Source organism: Phycicoccus sp. Soil802 (assembly GCF_001429605.1).
GTDB lineage: Bacteria > Actinomycetota > Actinomycetes > Actinomycetales > Dermatophilaceae > Pedococcus.
On sequence record NZ_LMSS01000006.1, the window covers coordinates 236,074 to 256,556 of the forward strand.

The 20,483-nt window shown below is 70.3% G+C and carries 19 protein-coding genes and 1 tRNA gene; 6 read left to right on the plus strand and 14 right to left on the minus strand.

Annotated features, from left to right (window positions below; all coding sequences use genetic code 11):
- Positions 1–58: 58 nt before the first annotated feature.
- On the minus strand, positions 59–244 hold the full coding sequence (locus ASG91_RS20735; RefSeq protein WP_157606377.1) for a hypothetical protein: 186 nt from the start codon (positions 242–244) through the stop codon (positions 59–61).
- Positions 245–255: 11 nt separating this feature from the next.
- The gene (locus ASG91_RS15145) at positions 256–1,110 is read right to left on the minus strand and encodes a hypothetical protein (RefSeq protein ID WP_157606378.1); all 855 of its coding nucleotides are present in this window, start codon (positions 1,108–1,110) and stop codon (positions 256–258) included.
- A gap of 194 nt (positions 1,111–1,304) precedes the next feature.
- On the opposite strand from ASG91_RS15145, the gene ASG91_RS15150 reads away from it, so the two are divergent.
- The 4 genes from ASG91_RS15150 to ASG91_RS15165 all read left to right on the plus strand — a co-directional run bounded on the left by ASG91_RS15150 (position 1,305) and on the right by ASG91_RS15165 (position 4,686).
- On the plus strand, positions 1,305–2,045 hold the full coding sequence (locus ASG91_RS15150; RefSeq protein ID WP_056923473.1) for an amino acid ABC transporter ATP-binding protein: 741 nt from the start codon (positions 1,305–1,307) through the stop codon (positions 2,043–2,045).
- A 148-nt stretch (positions 2,046–2,193) separates the two neighbouring features.
- Entirely contained in the window at positions 2,194–3,036 is an 843-nt protein-coding gene (locus ASG91_RS15155) for a glutamate ABC transporter substrate-binding protein (RefSeq protein ID WP_056923474.1), read from the plus strand.
- Between the two features lie 100 nt (positions 3,037–3,136).
- Positions 3,137–3,808: an amino acid ABC transporter permease gene (locus ASG91_RS15160; RefSeq protein ID WP_056923475.1), complete on the plus strand. Its 672-nt coding sequence runs from the start codon at positions 3,137–3,139 to the stop codon at positions 3,806–3,808.
- Entirely contained in the window at positions 3,805–4,686 is an 882-nt protein-coding gene (locus ASG91_RS15165; RefSeq protein WP_056923476.1) for an amino acid ABC transporter permease, read from the plus strand. Before ASG91_RS15160 ends, ASG91_RS15165 begins: the two co-directional genes overlap by 4 nt.
- A 64-nt stretch (positions 4,687–4,750) precedes the next feature.
- Here ASG91_RS15165 and ASG91_RS15170 read toward each other — a convergent pair.
- From ASG91_RS15170 to ASG91_RS15195, 6 genes are all read right to left on the minus strand, one after another.
- Positions 4,751–4,826, minus strand: a tRNA-Asn gene (locus tag ASG91_RS15170).
- Between the two features lie 106 nt (positions 4,827–4,932).
- A complete protein-coding gene (locus tag ASG91_RS15175; protein WP_056923477.1) occupies positions 4,933–5,448 on the minus strand; it encodes a hypothetical protein in 516 nt (171 codons plus the stop codon).
- On the minus strand, positions 5,448–7,442 hold the full coding sequence (dnaG, locus tag ASG91_RS15180) for a DNA primase (protein ID WP_056923478.1): 1,995 nt from the start codon (positions 7,440–7,442) through the stop codon (positions 5,448–5,450). Before dnaG ends, ASG91_RS15175 begins: the two co-directional genes overlap by 1 nt.
- A gap of 69 nt (positions 7,443–7,511) precedes the next feature.
- Positions 7,512–8,756 (minus strand): deoxyguanosinetriphosphate triphosphohydrolase, encoded by a 1,245-nt coding sequence (locus tag ASG91_RS15185; RefSeq protein ID WP_056923479.1) that lies wholly within the window; start codon positions 8,754–8,756, stop codon positions 7,512–7,514.
- Between the two features lie 10 nt (positions 8,757–8,766).
- Positions 8,767–9,459 (minus strand): YdeI family protein, encoded by a 693-nt coding sequence (locus ASG91_RS15190; protein WP_082594218.1) that lies wholly within the window; start codon positions 9,457–9,459, stop codon positions 8,767–8,769.
- Entirely contained in the window at positions 9,368–10,747 is a 1,380-nt protein-coding gene (locus tag ASG91_RS15195; protein ID WP_082594219.1) for an APC family permease, read from the minus strand. The genes ASG91_RS15190 and ASG91_RS15195 overlap by 92 nt, the downstream gene beginning before the upstream one ends.
- A gap of 94 nt (positions 10,748–10,841) precedes the next feature.
- On the opposite strand from ASG91_RS15195, the gene ASG91_RS15200 reads away from it, so the two are divergent.
- Complete coding sequence (locus tag ASG91_RS15200) at positions 10,842–12,272, plus strand: PLP-dependent aminotransferase family protein (RefSeq protein WP_056923790.1); 1,431 nt, start codon at positions 10,842–10,844, stop codon at positions 12,270–12,272.
- Here the strand turns inward: ASG91_RS15200 and ASG91_RS15205 are convergent.
- The gene (locus ASG91_RS15205) at positions 12,257–14,650 is read right to left on the minus strand and encodes an excinuclease ABC subunit UvrA (protein WP_056923480.1); all 2,394 of its coding nucleotides are present in this window, start codon (positions 14,648–14,650) and stop codon (positions 12,257–12,259) included. The genes ASG91_RS15200 and ASG91_RS15205 overlap by 16 nt on opposite strands.
- 104 nt (positions 14,651–14,754) lie before the next feature.
- On the minus strand, positions 14,755–15,954 hold the full coding sequence (dusB, locus tag ASG91_RS15210) for a tRNA dihydrouridine synthase DusB (RefSeq protein WP_056923481.1): 1,200 nt from the start codon (positions 15,952–15,954) through the stop codon (positions 14,755–14,757).
- 38 nt (positions 15,955–15,992) lie between these two features.
- Here dusB and ASG91_RS15215 point away from each other — a divergent pair, with 38 nt between their 5' ends.
- Positions 15,993–16,841 carry a sulfurtransferase gene (locus ASG91_RS15215; protein ID WP_056923482.1) on the plus strand — a complete coding sequence of 283 codons (849 nt, stop codon included), beginning with the start codon at positions 15,993–15,995 and terminating at the stop codon, positions 16,839–16,841.
- A gap of 22 nt (positions 16,842–16,863) precedes the next feature.
- Here ASG91_RS15215 and ASG91_RS15220 read toward each other — a convergent pair whose 3' ends face one another.
- Genes ASG91_RS15220 through ASG91_RS15235 form a run of 4 tightly spaced genes read right to left on the minus strand, consistent with a single transcriptional unit; the run spans position 16,864 to position 20,463 of the window.
- Positions 16,864–17,472, minus strand: coding sequence for a response regulator transcription factor (locus ASG91_RS15220; RefSeq protein ID WP_056923483.1), 609 nt, complete (start codon positions 17,470–17,472; stop codon positions 16,864–16,866).
- Positions 17,469–18,695 (minus strand): sensor histidine kinase, encoded by a 1,227-nt coding sequence (locus ASG91_RS21085; RefSeq protein ID WP_200961332.1) that lies wholly within the window; start codon positions 18,693–18,695, stop codon positions 17,469–17,471. Before ASG91_RS21085 ends, ASG91_RS15220 begins: the two co-directional genes overlap by 4 nt.
- Positions 18,696–18,751: 56 nt before the next feature.
- Positions 18,752–19,540 carry an ABC transporter permease gene (locus tag ASG91_RS15230; RefSeq protein WP_056923485.1) on the minus strand — a complete coding sequence of 263 codons (789 nt, stop codon included), beginning with the start codon at positions 19,538–19,540 and terminating at the stop codon, positions 18,752–18,754.
- On the minus strand, positions 19,537–20,463 hold the full coding sequence (locus ASG91_RS15235; RefSeq protein ID WP_056923791.1) for an ABC transporter ATP-binding protein: 927 nt from the start codon (positions 20,461–20,463) through the stop codon (positions 19,537–19,539). Before ASG91_RS15235 ends, ASG91_RS15230 begins: the two co-directional genes overlap by 4 nt.
- Positions 20,464–20,483 lie beyond the last annotated feature (20 nt).

Below are 20,483 nucleotides of genomic sequence, written 5' to 3' on the forward strand. Positions count from 1 at the left end.
CCTGACGTGGCTTCGGGTCATCCCTGACACTGGCTCCGGCTGATCCTTGACACTCTCCTCATGAAGGAGAGGAGCGTGTGGCGCGACGCCTGGCGGCGCGAACGCCACGCTGAACGACGTACCACGCTACGAACAGGACGCTGATCCAGTTCAGCGGCGACAGGTCGAAGAACAAGGGACTCACCAAGGCGACGACCAGAATCAGGCCAAGCATCGCCGTTTCTCGCCTGAGATCCTTGTTCACGATCCCTCCCCTCAGGATTTGCATGTGACGTAGTAGGAATCGTAGGCCGGGATTCCGATGGCGCCCAGAACGGCTGGCAATCTCATCTTCAGGCATGTGGAGTGAGCGATCGCGGCATCTGTGGTCACTCTGACATCGTTGAGGAACAGTGCTCCGTAGTAGGCACAGAACGGCGCGGCTTCGCCGGTGCGGGAGCACAAGAGGGCCAAGGCGACGGCGGACTGAGGGATGTGGTTCTTGACCCACCACGTCTCAGTCCAGGTGTACTGGACGTAAAAGACCGGCACGATGTAGAAGCCAGTGGTCACGGCCGGGTCGAGGACCACCGGAAAGCTAGCTGCTGAGGTGTCGATGTGCTGCGTGAGCACACCGTCCGCATATGTGTAAGAGGTTGGCAGGTGTCTGCCCGCCGCATCGATCGCCCAAGGCCTTTCGATCGTTGCGAGCACTTCGACCTCGGCGTCCCCTCGCGACCTGACGATGGCAGCCCGGCCCCCCGCGAGTGTGACCTTGGCTCCCTTTGGCAAGCCCAAACGGAAATCCACACCCTCCGTGGAGTCGCTCTCGATCACACTGATCATTCGAGTCATATCACCGTCGACCTGTGCGAACGTCTCGAGGGCTGCCTGTGTTCGACCATCACGACCCACGTCGATGCTCACTCCGGAATCGGCCAGGGACCGCGCCTCACTGGCCTTGGCGGCGCCACTACCGGTCTGAGCGATGATCGCGCTCTGTATCGCCGCATCCCGAGCGTCCACGGCCTTCGCCCCACCGGCGGTGAGCACCAGCGCTGCGATCGTGAGGGCACCAACTGTGACGACGCCCGCGAAATGGGGACGTCTGGGTGCCGTCGAGTTCTCCATGTATCCCCCTGTCATCACGCCTGTCGTCCTACTTATAGCCGATCCTAGTCATTACTAGGCCACTAAACATTGTCACTGAGAAGAATGTCTGTCAATGCTGTCGCAAGTTTCCTGCTGACGCCTCAGGTTGCCTTTGGGTGACAGATGGGGACGGAGAAGGCAGGGAGATACGACAAACGGGTAGGTTGCCGGACATGACGGAGCCACTGGTCGTTCTCAAGGGCGTCAACAAGCACTTCGGCGAGCTGCACGTCCTCCAGGACATCAACCTGTCCATCGGCAAGGGCGAGGTCGTCGTCGTGATCGGTCCCTCGGGGTCCGGCAAGTCGACCCTGTGCCGCACCATCAACCGGCTCGAGACGTTCGAGACCGGCTCGATCACCATCGACGGCGTGCCGCTGCCCGAGGAGGGCAAGGAGCTCGCGAAGCTGCGGGCCGACGTCGGGATGGTCTTCCAGTCCTTCAACCTGTTCGCCCACAAGACGATCCTCGACAACGTCACGCTCGGCCCGATCAAGGCCCGCAAGGTGCCCAAGGCCGAGGCCGAGAAGCGGGCGATGGAGCTGCTCGAGCGGGTCGGCGTCGCGCATCAGGCGGAGAAGTTCCCCGCCCAGCTCTCCGGCGGTCAGCAGCAGCGCGTGGCCATCGCCCGATCGCTGGCGATGGACCCCAAGGTGATGCTCTTCGACGAGCCCACCTCCGCGCTCGACCCCGAGATGATCACTGAGGTCCTCGACGTCATGATCGCCCTCGCCAAGGAGGGTATGACGATGGTCGTCGTCACCCACGAGATGGGCTTCGCCCGCAAGGCGGCCAACCGCGTCGTCTTCATGGCTGACGGCCAGATCGTCGAGGAGAACGACCCCGAGGGCTTCTTCACCGCCCCGAAGTCCGACCGCGCCAAGGACTTCCTCGGCAAGATCCTCACCCACTAGTCCGGCACTCGCAGGACCACCCCCCTCGGTCCCATCCACCACAGGGTCCCGCCGCACTGGGATCCGCTGACACAGAACGACATCAGACCGCACTGCACTGAACACCGGGGCGCGCCAGCGCAGCGGCAACACATCAGGAGGAAACGGAATGAAGATTCGTCAGATTGGCGCCATGACCGCCGCATCGGTTCTCGCGCTCGGCCTGGCCGCCTGTGGCGACAGTGCCAAGGACGGGGGCAGCGGCGGAGGCGGCGGAGGCGAGAAGTTCAAGGTCGGCATCAAGTTCGACCAGCCCGGCCTCGGCCTCAAGGAGGGCGCGAAGTACACCGGCCTCGACGTCGACGTCGCGACCTACGTCGCCAAGGAGCTCGGCCACGAGGCTGCAGACATCCAGTGGGTCCAGGCCCCGTCCGCACAGCGCGAGACGCTGATCTCCACCGGCCAGGTCAACATGGTCGTTGCGACCTACTCGATCACCGACGCCCGCAAGGAGAAGATCACCTTCGCCGGCCCGTACTTCATCGCCGGCCAGGACCTGCTCGTCCGTGCCGACGACACCACCATCACCGGCCCTGACTCGCTCACCGGCAAGAAGCTCTGCTCCGTGACCGGGTCGACCTCGGCGCAGAAGGTCAAGGAGAAGTACTCCGGCGTCCAGCTGCAGGAGTTCGGCACCTACTCCGAGTGCGTCACGGCCCTGGTCTCGAAGGGCGTCGACGCCCTGACCACCGACAACACCATCCTCGCCGGCTACGCCTCTCAGGCGCAGTACAAGGGCAAGCTGAAGGTCGTGGGCAAGACGTTCTCGGAGGAGCGCTACGGCATCGGCATCAAGAAGGGTGACACCGCGACCTGCGAGAAGATCAACACGGCGATCGCCAAGATGATCTCGTCCGGTGACTGGCAGAAGGCCATCGACGCCAACCTCGGCCCGGCCGGGTTCAAGGTCGACAGCGCGACCAACCCGCCCAAGCAGGACGCCTGCGCCTGACCTGCTCGACTCCGCAACGGGTATGCCGCGCGCTCGGCCTGAGCGCGCGGCATACCGCGGCCACTGTCCTCACCACCTCCGCGACGGAAGGCATCCCTGAATGGGCGACATCCTGAGCAACTACGGTCCAGAGATCCTCCGGGCTTTCTGGGTCACGATCCGGCTCGCCCTCGTGGCGGGCATCGGCTCGCTGGTGATCGGCACCCTCGTAGCCGTCATGCGGCTGTCGCCGGTGCGCGTTCTGCGGCTGCTGGGAACTTGGTACGTCAACGTCTTCCGCAACACGCCACTGACCCTGCTCATGGTTTTCAGCATCCTTGGCCTGACCTACATCCTCGGCCTCAACCTCGACCAACAGGACATCACCCAGAACGCCCTGCGTTGGTCGGCCGTGATGCTGTCGATCTACCATGCCGCCTTCGTCTGCGAGGCCTTGCGGTCGGGAGTGAACACCGTGCCTGTGGGTCAGGCCGAGGCCTCGCGCTCCATCGGCCTCACGTTCTCCCAGAGCATGCGGGAGGTGATCCTGCCGCAGGCCTTCCGCGGCGCCGTCGCCCCGCTCGGGTCCAACTTCATCGCCCTCATCAAGAACACCACCGTCACGGCTGTGATCGTGGCGGCGGAGGCGGGCGGTCTGATGCAGAAGATCATCGAGAACGAGACCGGGACGCTGTCGGTCTTCCTCATCTTCGCCATCGGGTTCGTCATCCTGACGCTGCCGCTCGGGGTGTTCTTCACCTCGCTGTCGCGTCGACTGGCGGTGAAGCGATGAGTGCCTCCGTCCTGTTCGATGCTCCTGGGCCCCGTGCCCGGCGGCGCCACGCCGTCCTGTCGGTCATCGGCGTCCTCCTGGTCGTCGCGACCGGCTACGTCGTCGTCCGCAAGATGCAGACGGCCAACCAGCTGCAGGGCTTCATGTGGGAGCCGTTCGTCACCGACCGCTCGGTCTGGCGGGACTACCTCCTGATCGGACTCTGGGGCACGCTGAAGGCCGCGGTGATCTCGATCGCCCTGGCGATCGCCTTCGGGCTGCTGTTCGGGCTGGGCCGGCTCTCGACCATCCGCCCGATCCGTTGGGTGTCCGGCGTGGTCGTCGAGTTCTTCCGTTCGGTGCCGGTGCTGATCATGATGATCGCCAGCTACGGCTACTACTCGCGCTCCAGCGTGTTCTCCAGCGAGACTGCACCCCTGGCCGGTGTCGTCACGGGCCTGACGCTCTACAACGGGTCCGTCATCGCGGAGCTCGTTCGCTCGGGCGTGTTCTCCCTGCCGAAGGGTCAGTCCGAAGCCGGACTGTCGATCGGACTCACAGAGTCGCAGACGCTGCGGTCGATCCAGCTGCCGCAGGCCATCACGGCCATGCTGCCGGCCCTGATCGGTCAGTTCGTGGTCATCCTCAAGGACTCTGCCCTCGGTTACTCGATCACCTACGGCGAGCTGCTCATCTGGTCGAAGACCTTGGGCTCCGCGTTCGCGAACACGCTTCCGGCCTACATCGTGGCGGCGCTCCTTTTCATCCTGATCAACTACACCCTGACCGTGATCGCGGGTCGGGTGCAGCGCCGGCTCTCGCGTCGTGGCCGGACCACGATTCGCGAAGCCGCAGCAGTGCCGGCCCCTGCACCGGCTGATGCGAACCCGGGCGGCTGAGCCGCCGCTCCCAGCAGGACGACGAAGGCCCCGGACCCGATGGTCTGGGGCCTCGTGGGTGGGGTGGCTCCCCCGGTTGGACTCGAACCAACAACCTGCCGATTAACAGTCGGCTGCTCTGCCAATTGAGCTACAGGGGAATGTCCGTCGGCGGTCCCCCGCGTTCGGCGCTGCGCAACCATAGCAAAGGATGCGCGCAGTTCTGAAAACGGGTGGAGGCTCGGGTGGAGGCTCGCCCGGACGTCCCTAGAGCCCGACCTGCTCGCGCAGGTAGACCAGCGCGGCCTCGGTGCGGGCGGCCAGCTCGGGGTCGTCGGCGCGGACCCCTCGGCCGAGCACGACCTGCTCGACCAGACCGCCACCGCCGAGGTCCTGCCGCAGGGCCACCTTGGCCGTCCGGCGTGGTCCGAGCTCGATCCGCTGGGCCAGCACGACGCTGGCCTGGACGCGCTCGCGCAGGGTCTCCGGCACCAGGCTGGTGGCGCCGAGGACCCACTGCGACGGCCGCGACCCGTCGACCCAGGTGACGGTGAGGGTGGCGAGCTCCGCCGACCAGGTGCCGCCGTCGACCTCGTGCCACGGGCGGTGGAGCGTGCGCACCCCGGCCGCGTCGACGGCATACAAGGCGTGGTTGGTGGCGACCACGGTCGTTCCGCTGGCTTCCTCACGGCCCCAGCTGAGCACCCGCTCGCCGGAGCCGAGCCCGACCACGGAGCGGATGTCGGAGGGCAGCCGGTCGGGGCGGCGCAGCGAGAGCGCCATCAGGACGCCTGGTCGCGCAGCGTCGCGAGCTCGCGCTGGAGCTCCTGGAGCTCCCCGCTCAGGCTGCGGGCCAGCGCGGGGTCGGTGTGCGGGTCGGTCGCCATCCGGCGCATGGCCGACATCGCATCGGCGATCCTGCGGGTCAGCGAGACCTCCTGGACGCGGGTGAGCAGCGCGTCGATGTAGCGGCGCTCCGGAAGCCCGGTCGCCTTGTCGAACCTGGTCGGCAGCGACGCTACCGCCAGCTCGGCCACGAGCCCGTGCACGGCCAGCGGCGCCGCCTGCGTCACGCGGTCGGCCCAGGCCTGCACGGACAGGCCCCGCTGCGGGCCGCCGGCCCCACGGACCCCGTCGAAGACGGCCCGGTGCGCGGGAGCCGTGAACGCGTCGGCCGAGACCTTGTCGACGTCGTCGGCATGGAAGCTGTCGGGGTACTGCAGCAGCGTCTGGAGCAGCTGCCGCTCGGCGAAGACGATCGGGTCGCGCAGGTCGGGGGTGGGCAGCGCGGCGCGGGCCTCCTCGATCGACGGCTCCGGCACCGTGTCGGCGTCAGGCCGGCTGGCGGCCTCACGCGAGCGCTCGTGCTGGCCGGGCCGACCGTCGCGGCCCTCGCGCCCGGCTGGGGACTCCGCCGCCTCCTTGGCGTCCCGGGCAGCGATCCGCTGCGCGCGGGACACCTCGGCCTGAACCTGCTCGACCTCGACCCCGATCCACCCCGCGACCGTGCGGATGTACTCGGGTCGCATCGAGCTGTCGCGGATCGAGTTCACGATGGGGGCGGCGGCGCGCATCCCCTGCACCCGCCCCTCGGCGGTCGTCAGGTCGAACCGCGCGATGGTCGTGCGGACGGCGAACTCGAACATCGGCACCGCGTCGTCGATCAGGTGCCGCACCGCGTCGTCGCCCTTGGCGATCCGCAGCTCGCAGGGGTCCATGCCCCCGTCGGCCACGGCCACGAACGACTGCGAGGCCCACCGCTGGTCCTCGCCGAACGCCCGCATCGCGGCCTTCTGCCCCGCGGCGTCGCCGTCGAAGGTGAAGACCACCCGAGCCGGCGCGAGGTCGGCCTCGTCGCGCATGATGCGGCGCAGCAGCTTGATGTGGTCGACGCCGAACGACGTGCCGCAGGTCGCCACCGCACCCTCGATGCCGGCCAGGTGGCAGGCCATCACGTCGGTGTAGCCCTCGACGATGACGGCCTTGCGGTCACCCGCGATCGACTTCTTGGCTGCGTCGAGACCGTAGAGGACGGTCGACTTCTTGTAGATGGGGGTCTCTGAGGTGTTGAGGTACTTGGCCGCGATCCGGTCGTCCTCGAACAGCCGCCGCGCGCCGAAGCCCACGGTGTCTCCGGTGATGTCGCGGATCGGCCAGACCAGCCGCCCGCGGAACCGGTCATAGAGACCACGGCTGCCGCGACCCGACAGCCCGCCGAGGGTGACCTCCTCGTCGGTGAAGCCCTTCGACCGCAGGTGCCGCGACAGCTCCTCCCCACCGCGCGGGGCGAAGCCGACGCCGAACTTCTTGGCGGCCTCGCTGTCGAACCCGCGCTCGCGCAGGAAGTCGCGGCCGGCGCGGGCCTCGGGCGCGTTGAGCAGGGCGTGGTGGTAGAACTCCTGCGCCACCCGGTGCGCCTCGATCAGCCGCGAGCGGCGCCCGAGCGACTCGCCACCACTGGGCTTGCCGCCCTCCTCGTAGTGCAGCTCCAGGCCGATCTTCTGCGCGAGCCGCTCGATCGCCTCGCTGAAGGTGAGGTGCTCGACCTTCTGGACGAACGAGATGACGTCACCGCCCTCGCCGCAGCCGAAGCAGTGCCAGGCACCAACGGCCGGACGGACGTTGAACGACGGGGACTTCTCGTCGTGGAACGGGCACAGCCCCTTCATCGAGCCCGGGCCGGCAGGTCGCAGGGTCACGTGCTCGCGCACGACATCCTCGATGGACGAACGCTCCTTCACGAGCGCGACGTCCTCGGCCTTGATCCGACCCGCCACTGGCCCTCCTTGTCGCGGTCGAGTCTAGGTGGTCGGGACGCCGGGTGGCCGACCTTCCCCAGCCGGAGGTCAGGACCAGGCGTGGTGCAGGTACTCCGCCCGCACGTCGGTCAGCGACGCGACCTGGTCGACCACGACGCGCAACGCCTCCGCGTCGTCCGTGGCTGCCTTCCAGTCGCCGAGCAGGTCGGGGTCGAGCCGTCCGACCGGGTCCTGCTGGTAGCCGGCCACCAGGTCGGCCACGATGGCGCGCTGCCGGCTCAGCACGTCGACCCGCTCCTGGGCGTGCATGACGAAGTGGGCGGCCACGGCCTTGAGCACGGCGCACTCGGCCCGGGTCTCGTCGGGCACGACCAGGTCGGCGGCGTAGCGGGTCAGCGGCCCGTCGCCGTGCCGCTCGCGGGTGGCCACCTCCACCCCGTGGACGAAGCGGCCGATCAGCCGCGAGGTCATGTCCTTGAGCGCCGCCCGGTCCACCCGTGACCCGTCGTATGCCGTGGGCACGGCCCCGCTGGCGAGCACGCGTTCCAGCGCGGCACCGAGGGCATCCACGCCGAGGTCCGCGGCATAGAGACCGGTCGCCACCGCGAGCACCGAGTCGACGTCGGTGCGGTCCCGGAGGCGTCGCACGTCGAGCCGGCCGGACGCGATGGCGTCCTCGACGTCGTGCACGGAGTAGGCGACGTCGTCGGACCAGTCCATGACGTCGGCCTCGATGCACCGCTGCCCGTCGGGCCGGCCGTCGCGGAACCACTCGAAGACCGGGAGGTCGTCGGCGTAGACCCCGAACTTCGCGCTCGCGCCGACCACTGCACCGCCCTCCCCCTCGCCCCTGCGCCACGGGTACTTCGTGGCGGCATCGAGGGTCGCCCGGGTCAGGTTGAGCCCGGCCGGTCGGCCGTCCGGGTGGACCCGCTTGGGCTCCAGCCGGGTCAGCAGCCGCAGGGTCTGCGCGTTGCCCTCGAACCCGCCGATGTCGCGCGCGACCTCGTCGAGGGCGCGCTCGCCGTTGTGGCCGAACGGAGGGTGCCCGAGGTCGTGGGCGAGGCAGGCCGAGTCGACGACGTCGGCACTGCAGCCGAGCGCCTGCCCGAACTCCCGGCCGATCTGGGCGACCTCGAGGCTGTGGGTGAGCCGGTTGCGCACGAAGTCGTCGTCGCCGGGCTGCACCACCTGGGTCTTGGCCGACAGCCGGCGCAGCGACGCCGAGTGCACGAGCCGGGCCCGGTCGCGGGCGAAGTCGTCTCGGTCGGCGCGCTTGGTGGCAGGGTCCTCCCGCACCCAACGCTCCCGGTCGACTGCGCTGTACGCCACGCTGGCGAGCCTACGGCCGGGTGGCCCGCGCTGCCTCGGCGGCCCGCTCCACCCACTTCGGCTGGGTGCCGTAGCGCTGGCTCGGGATCAGCCGCCCCGCCGCGCTGTCCTCCACCAGCTGGGCCATCCGCTTGTCGCGGGTGGCCTCCTGCTTGGCGGTCACCACCCAGTGGATGGCGAGCCTCTGGTACGACGGTGTCGCGATCTCCCAGAACGCACTGGCGGCCGGGTCGCTCGCCAGCCGCGCGGCATACTCCGGCGGCAGCTCGACCTGACCCGCGCTCTCGTAGGAGTAGATGCCTGAGCGGTCCTCGCGGCGCAGCGCGTAGGCGGCCAGCCCCGATGGCTGCATCCGCCCCTCGGCCTTGAGCCGCTCGACGGCGGCGATGTTGATGGCGCTCCAGTTGCTGGTGGCCTTGCGGGGGGTCCAGCGCTGGCGGGTCGTGTCCTCGTCGATCCGCTGGGCGACCGAGTCGATCCAGCCCCAGCAGAGCGCCTCGATGACCGCCTGCTCCCAGGTCAGGCCGCGGTCGGGCACGTGCTTCTTGTAGAGACCCATCCAGAGCTCGGTCGCGCTGTCGTGGTGGGCCGCCAACCACGCGGCGAACTCCTCAGGCCCCGAGAAGAACGTCGCCGGCCGCTCCGCGGTCCCGCCCGGCGTCCCGATCTGGACCTGCCCCGAGGTCCGCTTCGTCGTACCCATGCACGCAGCCTGCCACGACCCGCCGACGGTCGTGCCACACCTGGTAGCCGACCGCCGCGGCGGCGACCCCGAGCGCCCAGAGCACGTGCCAGCCGTTCATGACCAGCAGGCCCAGCACCGAGACCAGTGCGACCACGGCGGTCCACCAGGCTCGCGAGCCGCGCTCCAGCAGGCGCACGGCCGCCGCCGTCCCCAGGACGTAGACCAGCGTGAAGCAGCCGGTGGCCAACAGCATCAGCGGCGTGAGCCCGAGGTGCAGCACCTCCGAGGCGACCAGCCAGAGCACGGACTGCCCGGCGATCAGGGCCAGGCTGCGCCGCGGCACCCCGTCCTTCCCCGCGCCCACAGCGAGGTATGCCGGCAGCGCACCGTCGCGGGCCAGTGCGGCTCCCAGCCGTGAGCCGCCCGCGTAGTAGGCGTTCATGGCCCCGACGGTGAGCAGCACCGCGACCACTGCGGTGACGACCCTGACCTCGCCGCCGACCCCCGCCGCGAGAAGGTCGGAGAGGGGTGCCTCGCTCGAGCCGGTGGCCGGCCCGAGCACCATCAGGCTGGTCGCCGCGAGCGCGAGGTAGAGGGTGCCGACGACCACCAGCGCGATGGCGGTCGCCCGGGGCACGTCGCGAGCCGGGCGCCGGTAGTCACCGGCGAGCGAGGCCACCGCCTCCCAGCCGGCGAACCCCCACACCAGCAGCGCCGCCGCCGAGCCCACCGCCCCCCAGCCGTGCGGCGCGAACGGCTGCAGGTTGTCCCACGACGCCCGGGGCAGGGCCGCGACGATGGTCACGAGCATGAGGGTCGCGAGCACCGCGGTCAGCCCCAGCTGGACCCGGCCGGAGAGGCGCAGGCCTGCGGCGTTCATCAGCGCGACGCCCACGATCAGGCTCGCGGCCACCGCGACGGCGACGGTGCGCCCGCCGCCCACCGCGTCGGACACGTAGTGCCCCGCCATCAGCGATGCGGGCGGAGCGCCCACCGGGACCGCGAAGTAGAAGCACCAGCCGACCGCGGCCGAGGCCCGCGGACCGAACGCCCGCCGCACGTAGGTCGACACTCCCCCGCTGTCGGGGAACCGAGCACCCATCGCGGCGAAGGTCGAGGCGAGCGGGATGCTCAGCACCACCAGTGCGGCCCAGGCCACGAGGGACGCCGGTCCGGCGATCCCGGCCGCGATGGCCGGCAGGGTGATGACGCCCGTGCCGAGCACGGCGCCGATCGACAGGGCGGTGCCCTGCGGGATGCTCAGCCGAGCGTGCGTCGTCGCCGGAGCGGTCGGGGTCGTCGTCATGGGACCAGCCTGGCCGCTCATTGGCCCGGTCAGAAGGTCCATTCCTTGGTCATCTGATTGGGCCAATGTCCGGTCCACGACCTACCCTGTGGTGGTGGACCTGTACCTCGATCCCGACACGACCGGCGACCGGTCCGCGACCATCTACCGCGAGCTGCTGGAGGCCATCCTCGACGGACGGCTGGCCGCCGGTGAGCGGGTCCCGCCCAGTCGCGAGCTCGCGTCGTCAGTGGGCGTCGCCCGCGGCACCGTCACCACGGCCTACGACCGGCTCACGGCCGAGGGATTCCTGGTGACCCGGGTCGGCGCCGGCACCTTCGTGTGCGCCGACATCGAGCCACGACGGGCCCGACGGGCGCCGGTCGGCGACCTGCGCCCCAGGCAGGTGTGGTCGGCACTGCCAGCACCGGTGCCCGACGCGGCGCCCACCGAGTTCGACCTGTCGGTCGGCGGGCCCGACACCACGCTCTTCCCCCTCGCCGTGTGGCGCCGGCTCGTGTCCGCGACGCTGCGGCCGTCGCTGCTCGCCGCCTCCGCCTACGAGGGCGGCGGCCACCCGGGGCTGCAGGCGGAGGTCGCCAGGTATGCCGGCCTGGCCAGGTCGGTGGTGGCCAGCCCCGATGACGTGCTCCTCACCAACGGCGCCCAGCAGGCCCTCGACGTCGTGGCCCGGGCCGTGCTCGACCCGGGCGATGTCGTCGTGGTCGAGGACCCGGGCTACACGGCCGCCGCCCGGCTCTTCGCCTCGCACGGCGCCACCGTGCGACCGGTCCGGGTCGACGAGGAGGGCCTCGTCGTCGACGACCTCCCCCGCGCCGCCCGGATGGTCTACGTGACGCCGTCCCACCAGTTCCCGACCGGTGCGGTCATGTCGCTGAGACGCCGGATCGCGTTGCTGGAGTGGGCCTCTCGGCGCAACGTCGTCATCGTGGAGGACGACTACGACAGCGAGTTCCGGTTCGAGGACCGGCCCCTCGCGCCCCTCCAGAACCTCGACCGGGACGGTCGGGTGGTCTACGTCGGCTCGTTCTCCAAGACCCTCATGCCCTCGCTCCGGGTCGGCTACCTCATCGCCCCACGGTCCCTCCAGGACACCCTGCGCCAGGCCAAGCTGCTCACCGACTGGCAGGGCGACGCGGTGACCCAGGGGGCGCTGGCCCGGTTCATGGGCGAGGGACTGCTGTCCGCCCACGTCCGCAAGGTCACCAAGCTCTACGCGCGGCGCAGGCAGGCCCTGCTCGACGGCCTGGCCACGCTCCCCCAGGGCGTCCTCGAGGTGCTGCCCTCGGCGGCCGGCCTGCACGTGTGCACCTACTTCACCGACCGCACCGTCGACGACGTGGCCGTGGCTGCTGACGCGGCGAAGGCCGGGGTCGCCCTGGAACCAGTGTCGGTGCGGTTCCAGGGCACCACCCCGCGACCGGGTCTGGCGATGGGGTTCCGCCGGATCACCGTCGAGCAGGTGCCCGAGGCGGTGGCCCGGCTCGCGTCAGTCCTCCCGGCTCCCGGTCAGGACCCGACGTAGAGCGCGAGGTGCTCGCCGGTCAGGGTCGACCGGTGGGCGACCAGGTCGGCCGGTGTCCCCTCGAAGACCACCAGCCCACCGTCGTGCCCCGCGCCCGGGCCGAGGTCGATGAGCCAGTCGGCGTGTGCCATCACGGCCTGGTGGTGCTCGATGACGATGACCGACTTGCCGGAGTCCACGAGCCGGTCGAGCAGGCCGAGCAGGTTCTCGACATCGGCGAGGTGCAGACCCGTGGTGGGCTCGTCGAGGACGTAGACGTCGCCCTTCTCCGACATCTGCGCGGCCAGCTTCAGGCGCTGGCGCTCGCCGCCAGACAGGGTGGTGAGCGGCTGGCCCAGGCTGAGGTAGCCCAGACCCACGTCGGCGAGCCGGTCGAGCACCTTGTGGGCGGCGGGCGTCTTGGCGTCCCCGTCGGCGAAGAAGGCCTCGGCCTCGGTGACGGACAGGTCCAGCACGTCGGCGATGTTCTTGCCCCCCAGCGTGTACTCCAGCACCGCAGCCTGGAAGCGGCGGCCCTCGCACTCCTCGCAGGTCGACTCGACCGTGGCCATCACCCCCAGCTCGGTGAAGATGACGCCAGCGCCGTTGCAGGTGGGGCAGGCGCCCTCGGAGTTGGAGCTGAAGAGAGCCGGCTTGACGTCGTTCGCCTTCGCGAACGCCTTGCGGATCGGCTCGAGCAGGCCGGTGTAGGTGGCCGGGTTGCTGCGGCGGGAGCCCTTGATCGCGGCCTGGTCGATGACGACGACCCCGTCACGACCCGCGACGGAGCCGTGGATGAGCGAGCTCTTGCCCGAGCCGGCGACACCGGTGACGACGCAGAGCACGCCGAGCGGGATGTCGACACTGACGTCGCGCAGGTTGTGGGTCGAGGCGCCGCGGACCTCCATGGCGCCGGTCGACGCGCGCACCACCTCCTTGATCGCCGCCCGGTCGTCGAGGTGGTGACCGGTGGTGGTGTCGCTCGCCCGCAGACCGTCGACGCTCCCTTCGAAGCAGACCGTGCCGCCTCCGGTCCCGGCGCCGGGACCGAGGTCGATGACGTGGTCGGCGATCGCGATGGTCTCGGGCTTGTGCTCGACGACCAGCACCGTGTTGCCCTTGTCGCGCAGCTGGAGCAGGAGCTCGTTCATCCGCTCGATGTCGTGCGGGTGCAGGCCGATCGTGGGCTCGTCGAAGACGTAGGTGACGTCCGTGAGCGACGAGCCGAGGTGGCGGATCATCTTGGTGCGCTGCGCTTCTCCCCCGGACAGCGTGCCGGCCGGCCGGTCGAGGGAGAGGTAGCCCAGGCCGATCTCGGTGAACGAGTCGAGCACGTGCTGCAGCCCTGCCAGCAGCGGTGCGACGGAGGGCTCGTCCAGGTCGCGGACCCAGGCCGCCAGGTCGCTGATCTGCATCGTGCAGAGGTCCGCGATGTTCTTCCCCTTGATCCGCGAGGACCGGGCTTCCTTGCTCAGCCGGGTGCCTTCGCACTCGGGGCACGTCTGGAAGGTGATGGCGCGCTCCACGAACCGCCGGACGTGGGGCTGCATGGCCTCGACGTCCTTGGACAGCATCGACTTCTGGATCTTGGGGATGACGCCCTCGAAGGTGAGGTTGACGCCCTCGACGTTGATCTTGGTCGGCTCCGCGTAGAGCATCGTCTCGAGCTGCTTCTTGGTGAAGGAGCCGATCGGCTTGTCCATCGGCAGCCCCATGCCCTCGAAGAGCCTCCCGTACCAGCCGTCCATCGAGTAGCCCGGCACGGTCAGGGCGCCCTCGAGCAGCGACTTCGTCTCGTCGTACAACGCGGTCAGGTCGAAGTCGGAGACCGACCCCATCCCCTCGCAGCGGGCGCACATGCCGCCCAGGTAGACCTGGTTCTGGACCACGGCCTTCTCGACCCGGCCGCCGGCCTTCTCGGTGCTCATCACCCCGCTGGCCTTGCGGGTCGGGACGTTGAACGAGAACGCAGTGGGTGGTCCGATCTGCGGGTCCCCGATCCGGCTGAACAGGATGCGCAGCATGGCGTTGGCGTCGGTGGCGGTGCCGACGGTGGAGCGTGGGTTCGCCCCCATCCGCTCCTGGTCGACGATGATCGCCGTCGTGAGCCCCTCGAGGAGGTCGACGTCAGGGCGCGCCAGGGACGGCATGAAGCCCTGGACGAAGGCGCTGTAGGTCTCGTTGATCATCCGTTGCGAGTCGGCAGCGATGGTGCTGAAGACCAACGAGCTCTTGCCCGATCCCGAGACCCCCGTGAAGACGGTCAGCCGACGCTTCGGGATCTCGACGCTGACGTCCTTGAGGTTGTTCTCGCGGGCGCCGTGGACGCGGATCAGGTCGTGGCTGTCGGCGGGATGCATCCCGGTCGAGGTCGCCTGCGTGGTCGTGCCCCTGCTCATCGTGTCTCCCTCGTGAACCGATCAGTGCGCCCGAGCCAGCCTAGTCACGGCCCTCGCAGGGGGTCTTCTCGATTCCTGACGGAACCACGCGCGGTGCCGGTGGGTCAGCCGCCGGAGACGGAGAGCTCGGCCTCGGCGACCGCCTGCCGGTGCGCCTCACTGAGCTCGCGGCTGTCGAGCCATCCCTCGGGCAGGGCGACGTGGCGCGGCGAACCCGCCCGCCCACGCTGGCCCTCGGCGGCGTCTCCCGGCCAGGCCGCGCCGGAGTCCATCGTCGCGATCAGCTCGTCCAGGGCCGCCAACGAGTCGACCAGCGCGAGGTGGTGGCGCACGGTGGAGCCGGCCGGGAAACCCTTGAGGTACCAGGCGATGTGCTTGCGGATGTCGCGGCAGGCCTTGTACTCGTCGTCGTAGAAGTCGATGAGGTACTCGGTGTGGCGGCGCATGGTGGCGGTCACCTCGCCGAGGGTCGGCTCGACCCGCGCCGGGGTGCCGGCGAAGGCCGCCGCGAGGTCGGTGAACAGCCAGGGTCGACCCAGGCAGCCGCGGCCGACCACGACCCCGTCGCAGCCGGTCTCCCGCGTCATCCGCACGGCATCCTCGGCCGACCAGATGTCGCCGTTGCCGAGGACCGGGATCGTCTTCACGGTCTCCTTGAGTCGCGCGATGGCGGTCCAGTCGGCCTCACCCGAGTAGGCCTGGGACGCGGTCCGCCCGTGCAGCGCCACGGCTGCGACGCCGGCCCGCTCGGCCATCAGGCCGGCCTCGAGGTAGGTCAGGTGGTCGTCGTCGATGCCCTTGCGCATCTTCACGGTGACCGGCACGTCGTACGGGCTCGCCTCGCGCACCGCCCCACGCACGATGGCCTCGAAGAGGTCGCGCTTCCACGGCAGGGCGGCGCCGCCGCCCTTGCGGGTCACCTTGGGGACCGGGCAGCCGAAGTTGAGGTCGATGTGGTCGGCGCGGTCCTCGGTGACGAGCATCCGCACGGCTGCCGCGACCGTGGCGGGGTCGACGCCGTAGAGCTGGATCGACCGTGGGTCTTCGTCGGGGTCGTGCTCGATCAACCGCATCGACTCCGGCGTCCGCTCCACGAGCGCGCGGGAGGTGATCATCTCGCTGACGTACAGAGAGGTCGCACCGCTCGCGCCACCCTCGTCCAGCCCCTGGTTGCCGTACTCACGGCACAGCTTGCGGAACGCCCGGTTGGTGATGCCCGCCATCGGCGCCAGCACGACGGGCGACTCGATGGTGTGGCGCCCGATGGTGAGCGGCGGCAGCAGGGCGGCAGTGGTGGCGGTCATGGCCGCACCAGTGTCCCATCTGGTGCTTGACTGGCCGAATGCGTGCCCTGACCAGCGCCGACGAGCTGCTCGCCGACCTGACCCGCGACCCCCGCTCCGTGGTGCTCGTCGACGTGCAGTGGAACCTCACGACCACGGCCGGCCCACCAGGGCGTGACCGGTATGCCGCGGCGCACCTGCCGGGGGCCCACTACGTCGACCTCGACGCCGAGCTGGCCGGCCCGCCCGGTCGCGGGGGTCGGCACCCGCTCCCCCAGGCCCACTCCGTCGCCGCGGCGGCCCAGCGGTGCGGGGCCGACAACGACTCGCGCATCGTCGTCTACGACCAGGGCCCGTCGTTCGGGGCGGCTCGAGCCTGGTGGGTGCTGCGCTACTTCGGGGCCAGCGACGTGCGGGTGCTCGACGGTGGCCTGGCCGCGTGGCGCGCCGCCGGCGGGCCCGTCACCAGTGCGCTGCCGGAGCCCGGCGCCGGGACCTTCGAGGCGCATGCGGGTGGGTTGCCGGTGGTCGATGCGTCGGGGGCGGCCGAGGTCGCCCGGACCGGCGTCCTGCTCGACGCCCGGGCCGCGGAGCGGTTCCGTGGGGAGCACGAACCCATCGACCCGGTGGCCGGCCACATCCCGGGAGCGGTCAGCGCCCCCACCACCGAGAACCTCGGCCCGGACGACCGGTTCCTCGATGCCGGGGTGTTGCGGGAGCTGTTCTCCAGCAAGGGAGTTCCCGCAGCCGGCCCCGTGGGTCCGGTCGCGGCATACTGCGGCTCCGGCGTGACCGCCGCGCACGAGGTGCTCGCACTGCACGAGGCCGGCATCGAGGCGGCCTTGTATGCCGGGTCGTGGAGCGAGTGGATCACCGACCCCAGCCGGTCGGTCGCCACCGGCGACTGAGGCAGCCAAGCAACCGGTTCGGTCAGAGCCAGCCGTACTCGTCGGCGATCCGGACGGCGTCGGCGCGGTTGCGCGCCATGGTCTTGCCGATCGCGGAGGACAGGTGGTTGCGGACGGTGCCCTCGGAGAGGCTGACGTCCCTGGCGATGTCGGCCACCGAGCCGCCCTCGCGGGCCGCGATGAGCACCTCGGTCTCCCGCGCCGTCAGGGGTGACTCGCCTCCTGCCAGCGAGTCGGCGGCCAGGGCCGGGTCGACGACCCGCAGCCCGGAGTGCACCCGGCGGACCGCCTCGGCCAGCTGTCGGGCCGGGGTGTCCTTGACGACGAAGCCGCTGGCGCCGGCCTGGAGCGCACGACGCAAGAACCCGGGCCGCCCGAACGTGGTCACGATGAGCACCCGCACCCCGGGCATCGCCTCGTGCAGCGCCGCGGTGGCGGCGATGCCGTCGAGCCCGGGCATCTCCACGTCCACCAGCGCCACGTCCGGCTTGCTGGCCCGAGCGGCAGCGACGACCTCGTCGCCGCTGCCCACCTCGGCGACGACCTCCATGTCGGGTTCGAGCCCGAGCAGCGTCGCGAGGGCGCCGCGCACCATCGCCTGGTCGTCGGCGAGCAGCAGTCGGATCGTCATGCCTCCACCCTCTCGTGCGAGTCTGGCGCAGCGGGGTGCGGGTCCTGTGCTGACGTCACCGACAGCTCGAAACCGTGCGGGGGCACGGTCCTCGTGGTCATTCGGGCGCCCACCGCCTCGGCACGCTCCTGAAGGCCGATGAGACCGGTGCCCGGGACACCGGGCTGGTGCCCGACACCGTCATCCGCGATGGTGATGCCGCGTTCGTCGAGGGTGACGCGGCACGTGGTCGCCTCGCTGTGTCGGATCACGTTGGTCACGCCCTCGCGCAGTGTCCAGGCACACAGCTCGCGCAGGTGGCTGGGCACCGCGTCGGCGGCGGTGGGCAGGTCGGCCTCGATGCCCGCTGCGGCGAGCGACGAGCGAGCCCGGGCCAGCTCCGCGGGAAGGGTCATCTCGCGGAACCCGGCGACGGCCTGGCGCACGTCGGCGAGGGCGTCACGGGCGAGGCGTTCGAGGTCGGCCACCTCGACCTTGGCCCGCTCCGGACTGACCTCCATGAGCCGGGCCGCGAGCTCGGCCTTGACGGTGATGACGGTCAGGCTGTGGCCGAGGATGTCGTGGACGTCCCGGGCCATCCGGTTGCGCTCGTCCTGGACCGCCAGCCGGGCGTTCTCCTCGCGCGCCTCCGCCAGTGCCCGCTGCCGCTGCGAGGCGATCATGCCCCCGGTGACGGCGGCCATCGCCAGCACCATCGACATGCTGATGCTGGCGTCGTGGCTCCACCCGTCGACGTGGAAGGTGAGGAACTCGTAGATGCCGACGAGGAGTCCGCCGATGACCCACCCGATCCGCAGCCGGAAGGTCCAGAGCCCCGAGACCGCCAGGAAGACCCAGGTGCTGGCACCCTCCTGACCGATGGTGGCCGTCGTCAGCACGGCGAGCAGCGCGAGTCCGGCCCAGTAGAACAGGCCGATCCGCGTGACGTACCACGATCCGGCGATCGAGCCGCGGCTCCCCCAGACCGCCGCTCGCAGGTGGGTGAAGTGCAGGAGATAGAGGAGCACGAAGAGCGCGAGCAGGATCAGTCCGGTGTCACCGCGCAGGTTCTGGCGCTGTCGCCAAGCCTCGGTGAACGCATCGGAGAGGAAGACCAGCCAGATGCCGGCGAAGAACGTCCCGACGACGCGGCCCAGAGGCCCGTTCTCCTCGGGTCCGCCCACGAGCCCTTCGCCCGGACGCGCCTGCGCCGGGGCCGCTCTTCGCTCTTCTCGTCCGCCCACGGCCACCAGCCTCTCAGAGTCGGTGGTCGGGGCGGACGCGAAGGGCAGCAGGTCCCTCAGACGCGGGCGGTGTCGCGTCGGAACCGCCATGCCGCGCCTCCCGCGAAGACCGCAAGCCAGGCCAGGACGTTGACCACCGCAGCCCACCCGGGCGCGTCGCCGGTGAGAGGGGCGTGGGCCAGCTCGCTCAGGCCGTACATGGGCGTGAGCTTCGCGATGGTCTGGAAGGTCTGGCCCATCTGGTCGAGCGGGGTGAAGAGCCCGCCGAGGAAGGCCAGCAGCGCCAGCCCCGGCCCGAGGATCTGCATGACGTTGTCGCTGGGCAGCAGGTACCCCATGAACACCCCGAAGGCCGCGAAGACCAGCGACCCCACCCACGCGATCAGGGCCGTCTCCCACCAGAGGTGGTGGTCCATCTGCGCCTGAGTGAATGTCCCGGCGAGGTAGACCACCACGACCGACAGGCCGCCCAGGAGCATCGCCACGAGGACCTTCACCGCGATGTACGCCGTCGGGGTCAGCGGCGTGAGCCGCAGCTGGCGGCTCCACCCCTGGCTGCGTTCGGTCGAGACCATGGCCCCTCCCGCGGTGGTGGAGAGCATGGCGCCGTAGAGGGCCATCGAGATCATCACGTAGCTCGCGACGTTGCCGTGTCCGGCGTTCTTCAGCGAGTAGTCCTTGCCGGTGCCGAAGAGCAGGAAGAACACCACGGGCAGGACGATCGAGAAGATCACCGTCCGGCGGTTGCGCAGCAGGCGGCGCAGCTCGATGCGCAGCAGCGTGGTGTTGAAGCCACCCAGCGGTGGCACGGCCCGCTCGGGGACCGTGGCGTTGGCGGTGGTCATGACTGGTCCTCCTCGCTGGTCAGCGAGATGAAAGCGTCCTCGAGCCCCCGCGAGGTGATCTCGAGGTCGTGGGCGGCCGTGGCGCTCAGCAGGTGGCGGGCAACCGCGTCGCTGTCCGTCGTGGCGATGAGGACGGAGTCACCACGCACCTCGACCGTCTCGACGCCCGGAAGCCCTTGCAGGGCAGTCGCATCCGCATCGGGAAGGGTGGCCCTGATGGTGCGACCGGACACCAGCGCCTTCACCTGGGCGGCGGTGCCGTCGGCGACGACCTGCCCGTGGCTGATGAGGACGATGCGGTCCGCGTAGGCGTCCGCCTCCTCCAGGTAGTGGGTCGCGAACAGCACGGTCCGTCCCTGGGCGGCGTCCTCACGGATGGCCGCCCAGAAGTCCCGCCGCCCCGTGACGTCCATGCCGGTGGTGGGCTCGTCGAGCACCAGCAGCTCCGGGTCCGGCAGGAGCGCCATCGCGAACCGCAGCCGTTGCTGCTGGCCACCGGAGCACTTGCCGACCCGGCGGTCGCCGATGTCGGAGATCCCAGCTCGCGCCAGCACCTCGGAGACGGGGCGGGTGTCGCTGAACAGGCTCGCGGTCAGCCGCAGCGTCTCCGCGACGGTGAGGTCCTTGAGCAGGCCACCGGTCTGCATGACGGCCGAGATCAGCCCGTGGCGGACCGCCGCGGACGGCTCCATGCCGTAGACCTGCACGCTGCCGCCGTCCGGTCTCGACAGGCCGAGCATCAGGTCGATCGTCGTGGTCTTGCCGGCGCCGTTCGGGCCGAGGAAGGCGATGATCTCGCCGGGCCGCACGGTCAGGTCGATCCCCCGCACCGCGCGGACACTGCCGAAGCTCTTGGTGAGACCGCGGAGCTCGATGGCGGGCACCGCGGTGGTGCGCGCTTGAAGTGTCTGCGTCTGCGTCATGCCGACCACCGTGCCGTGCG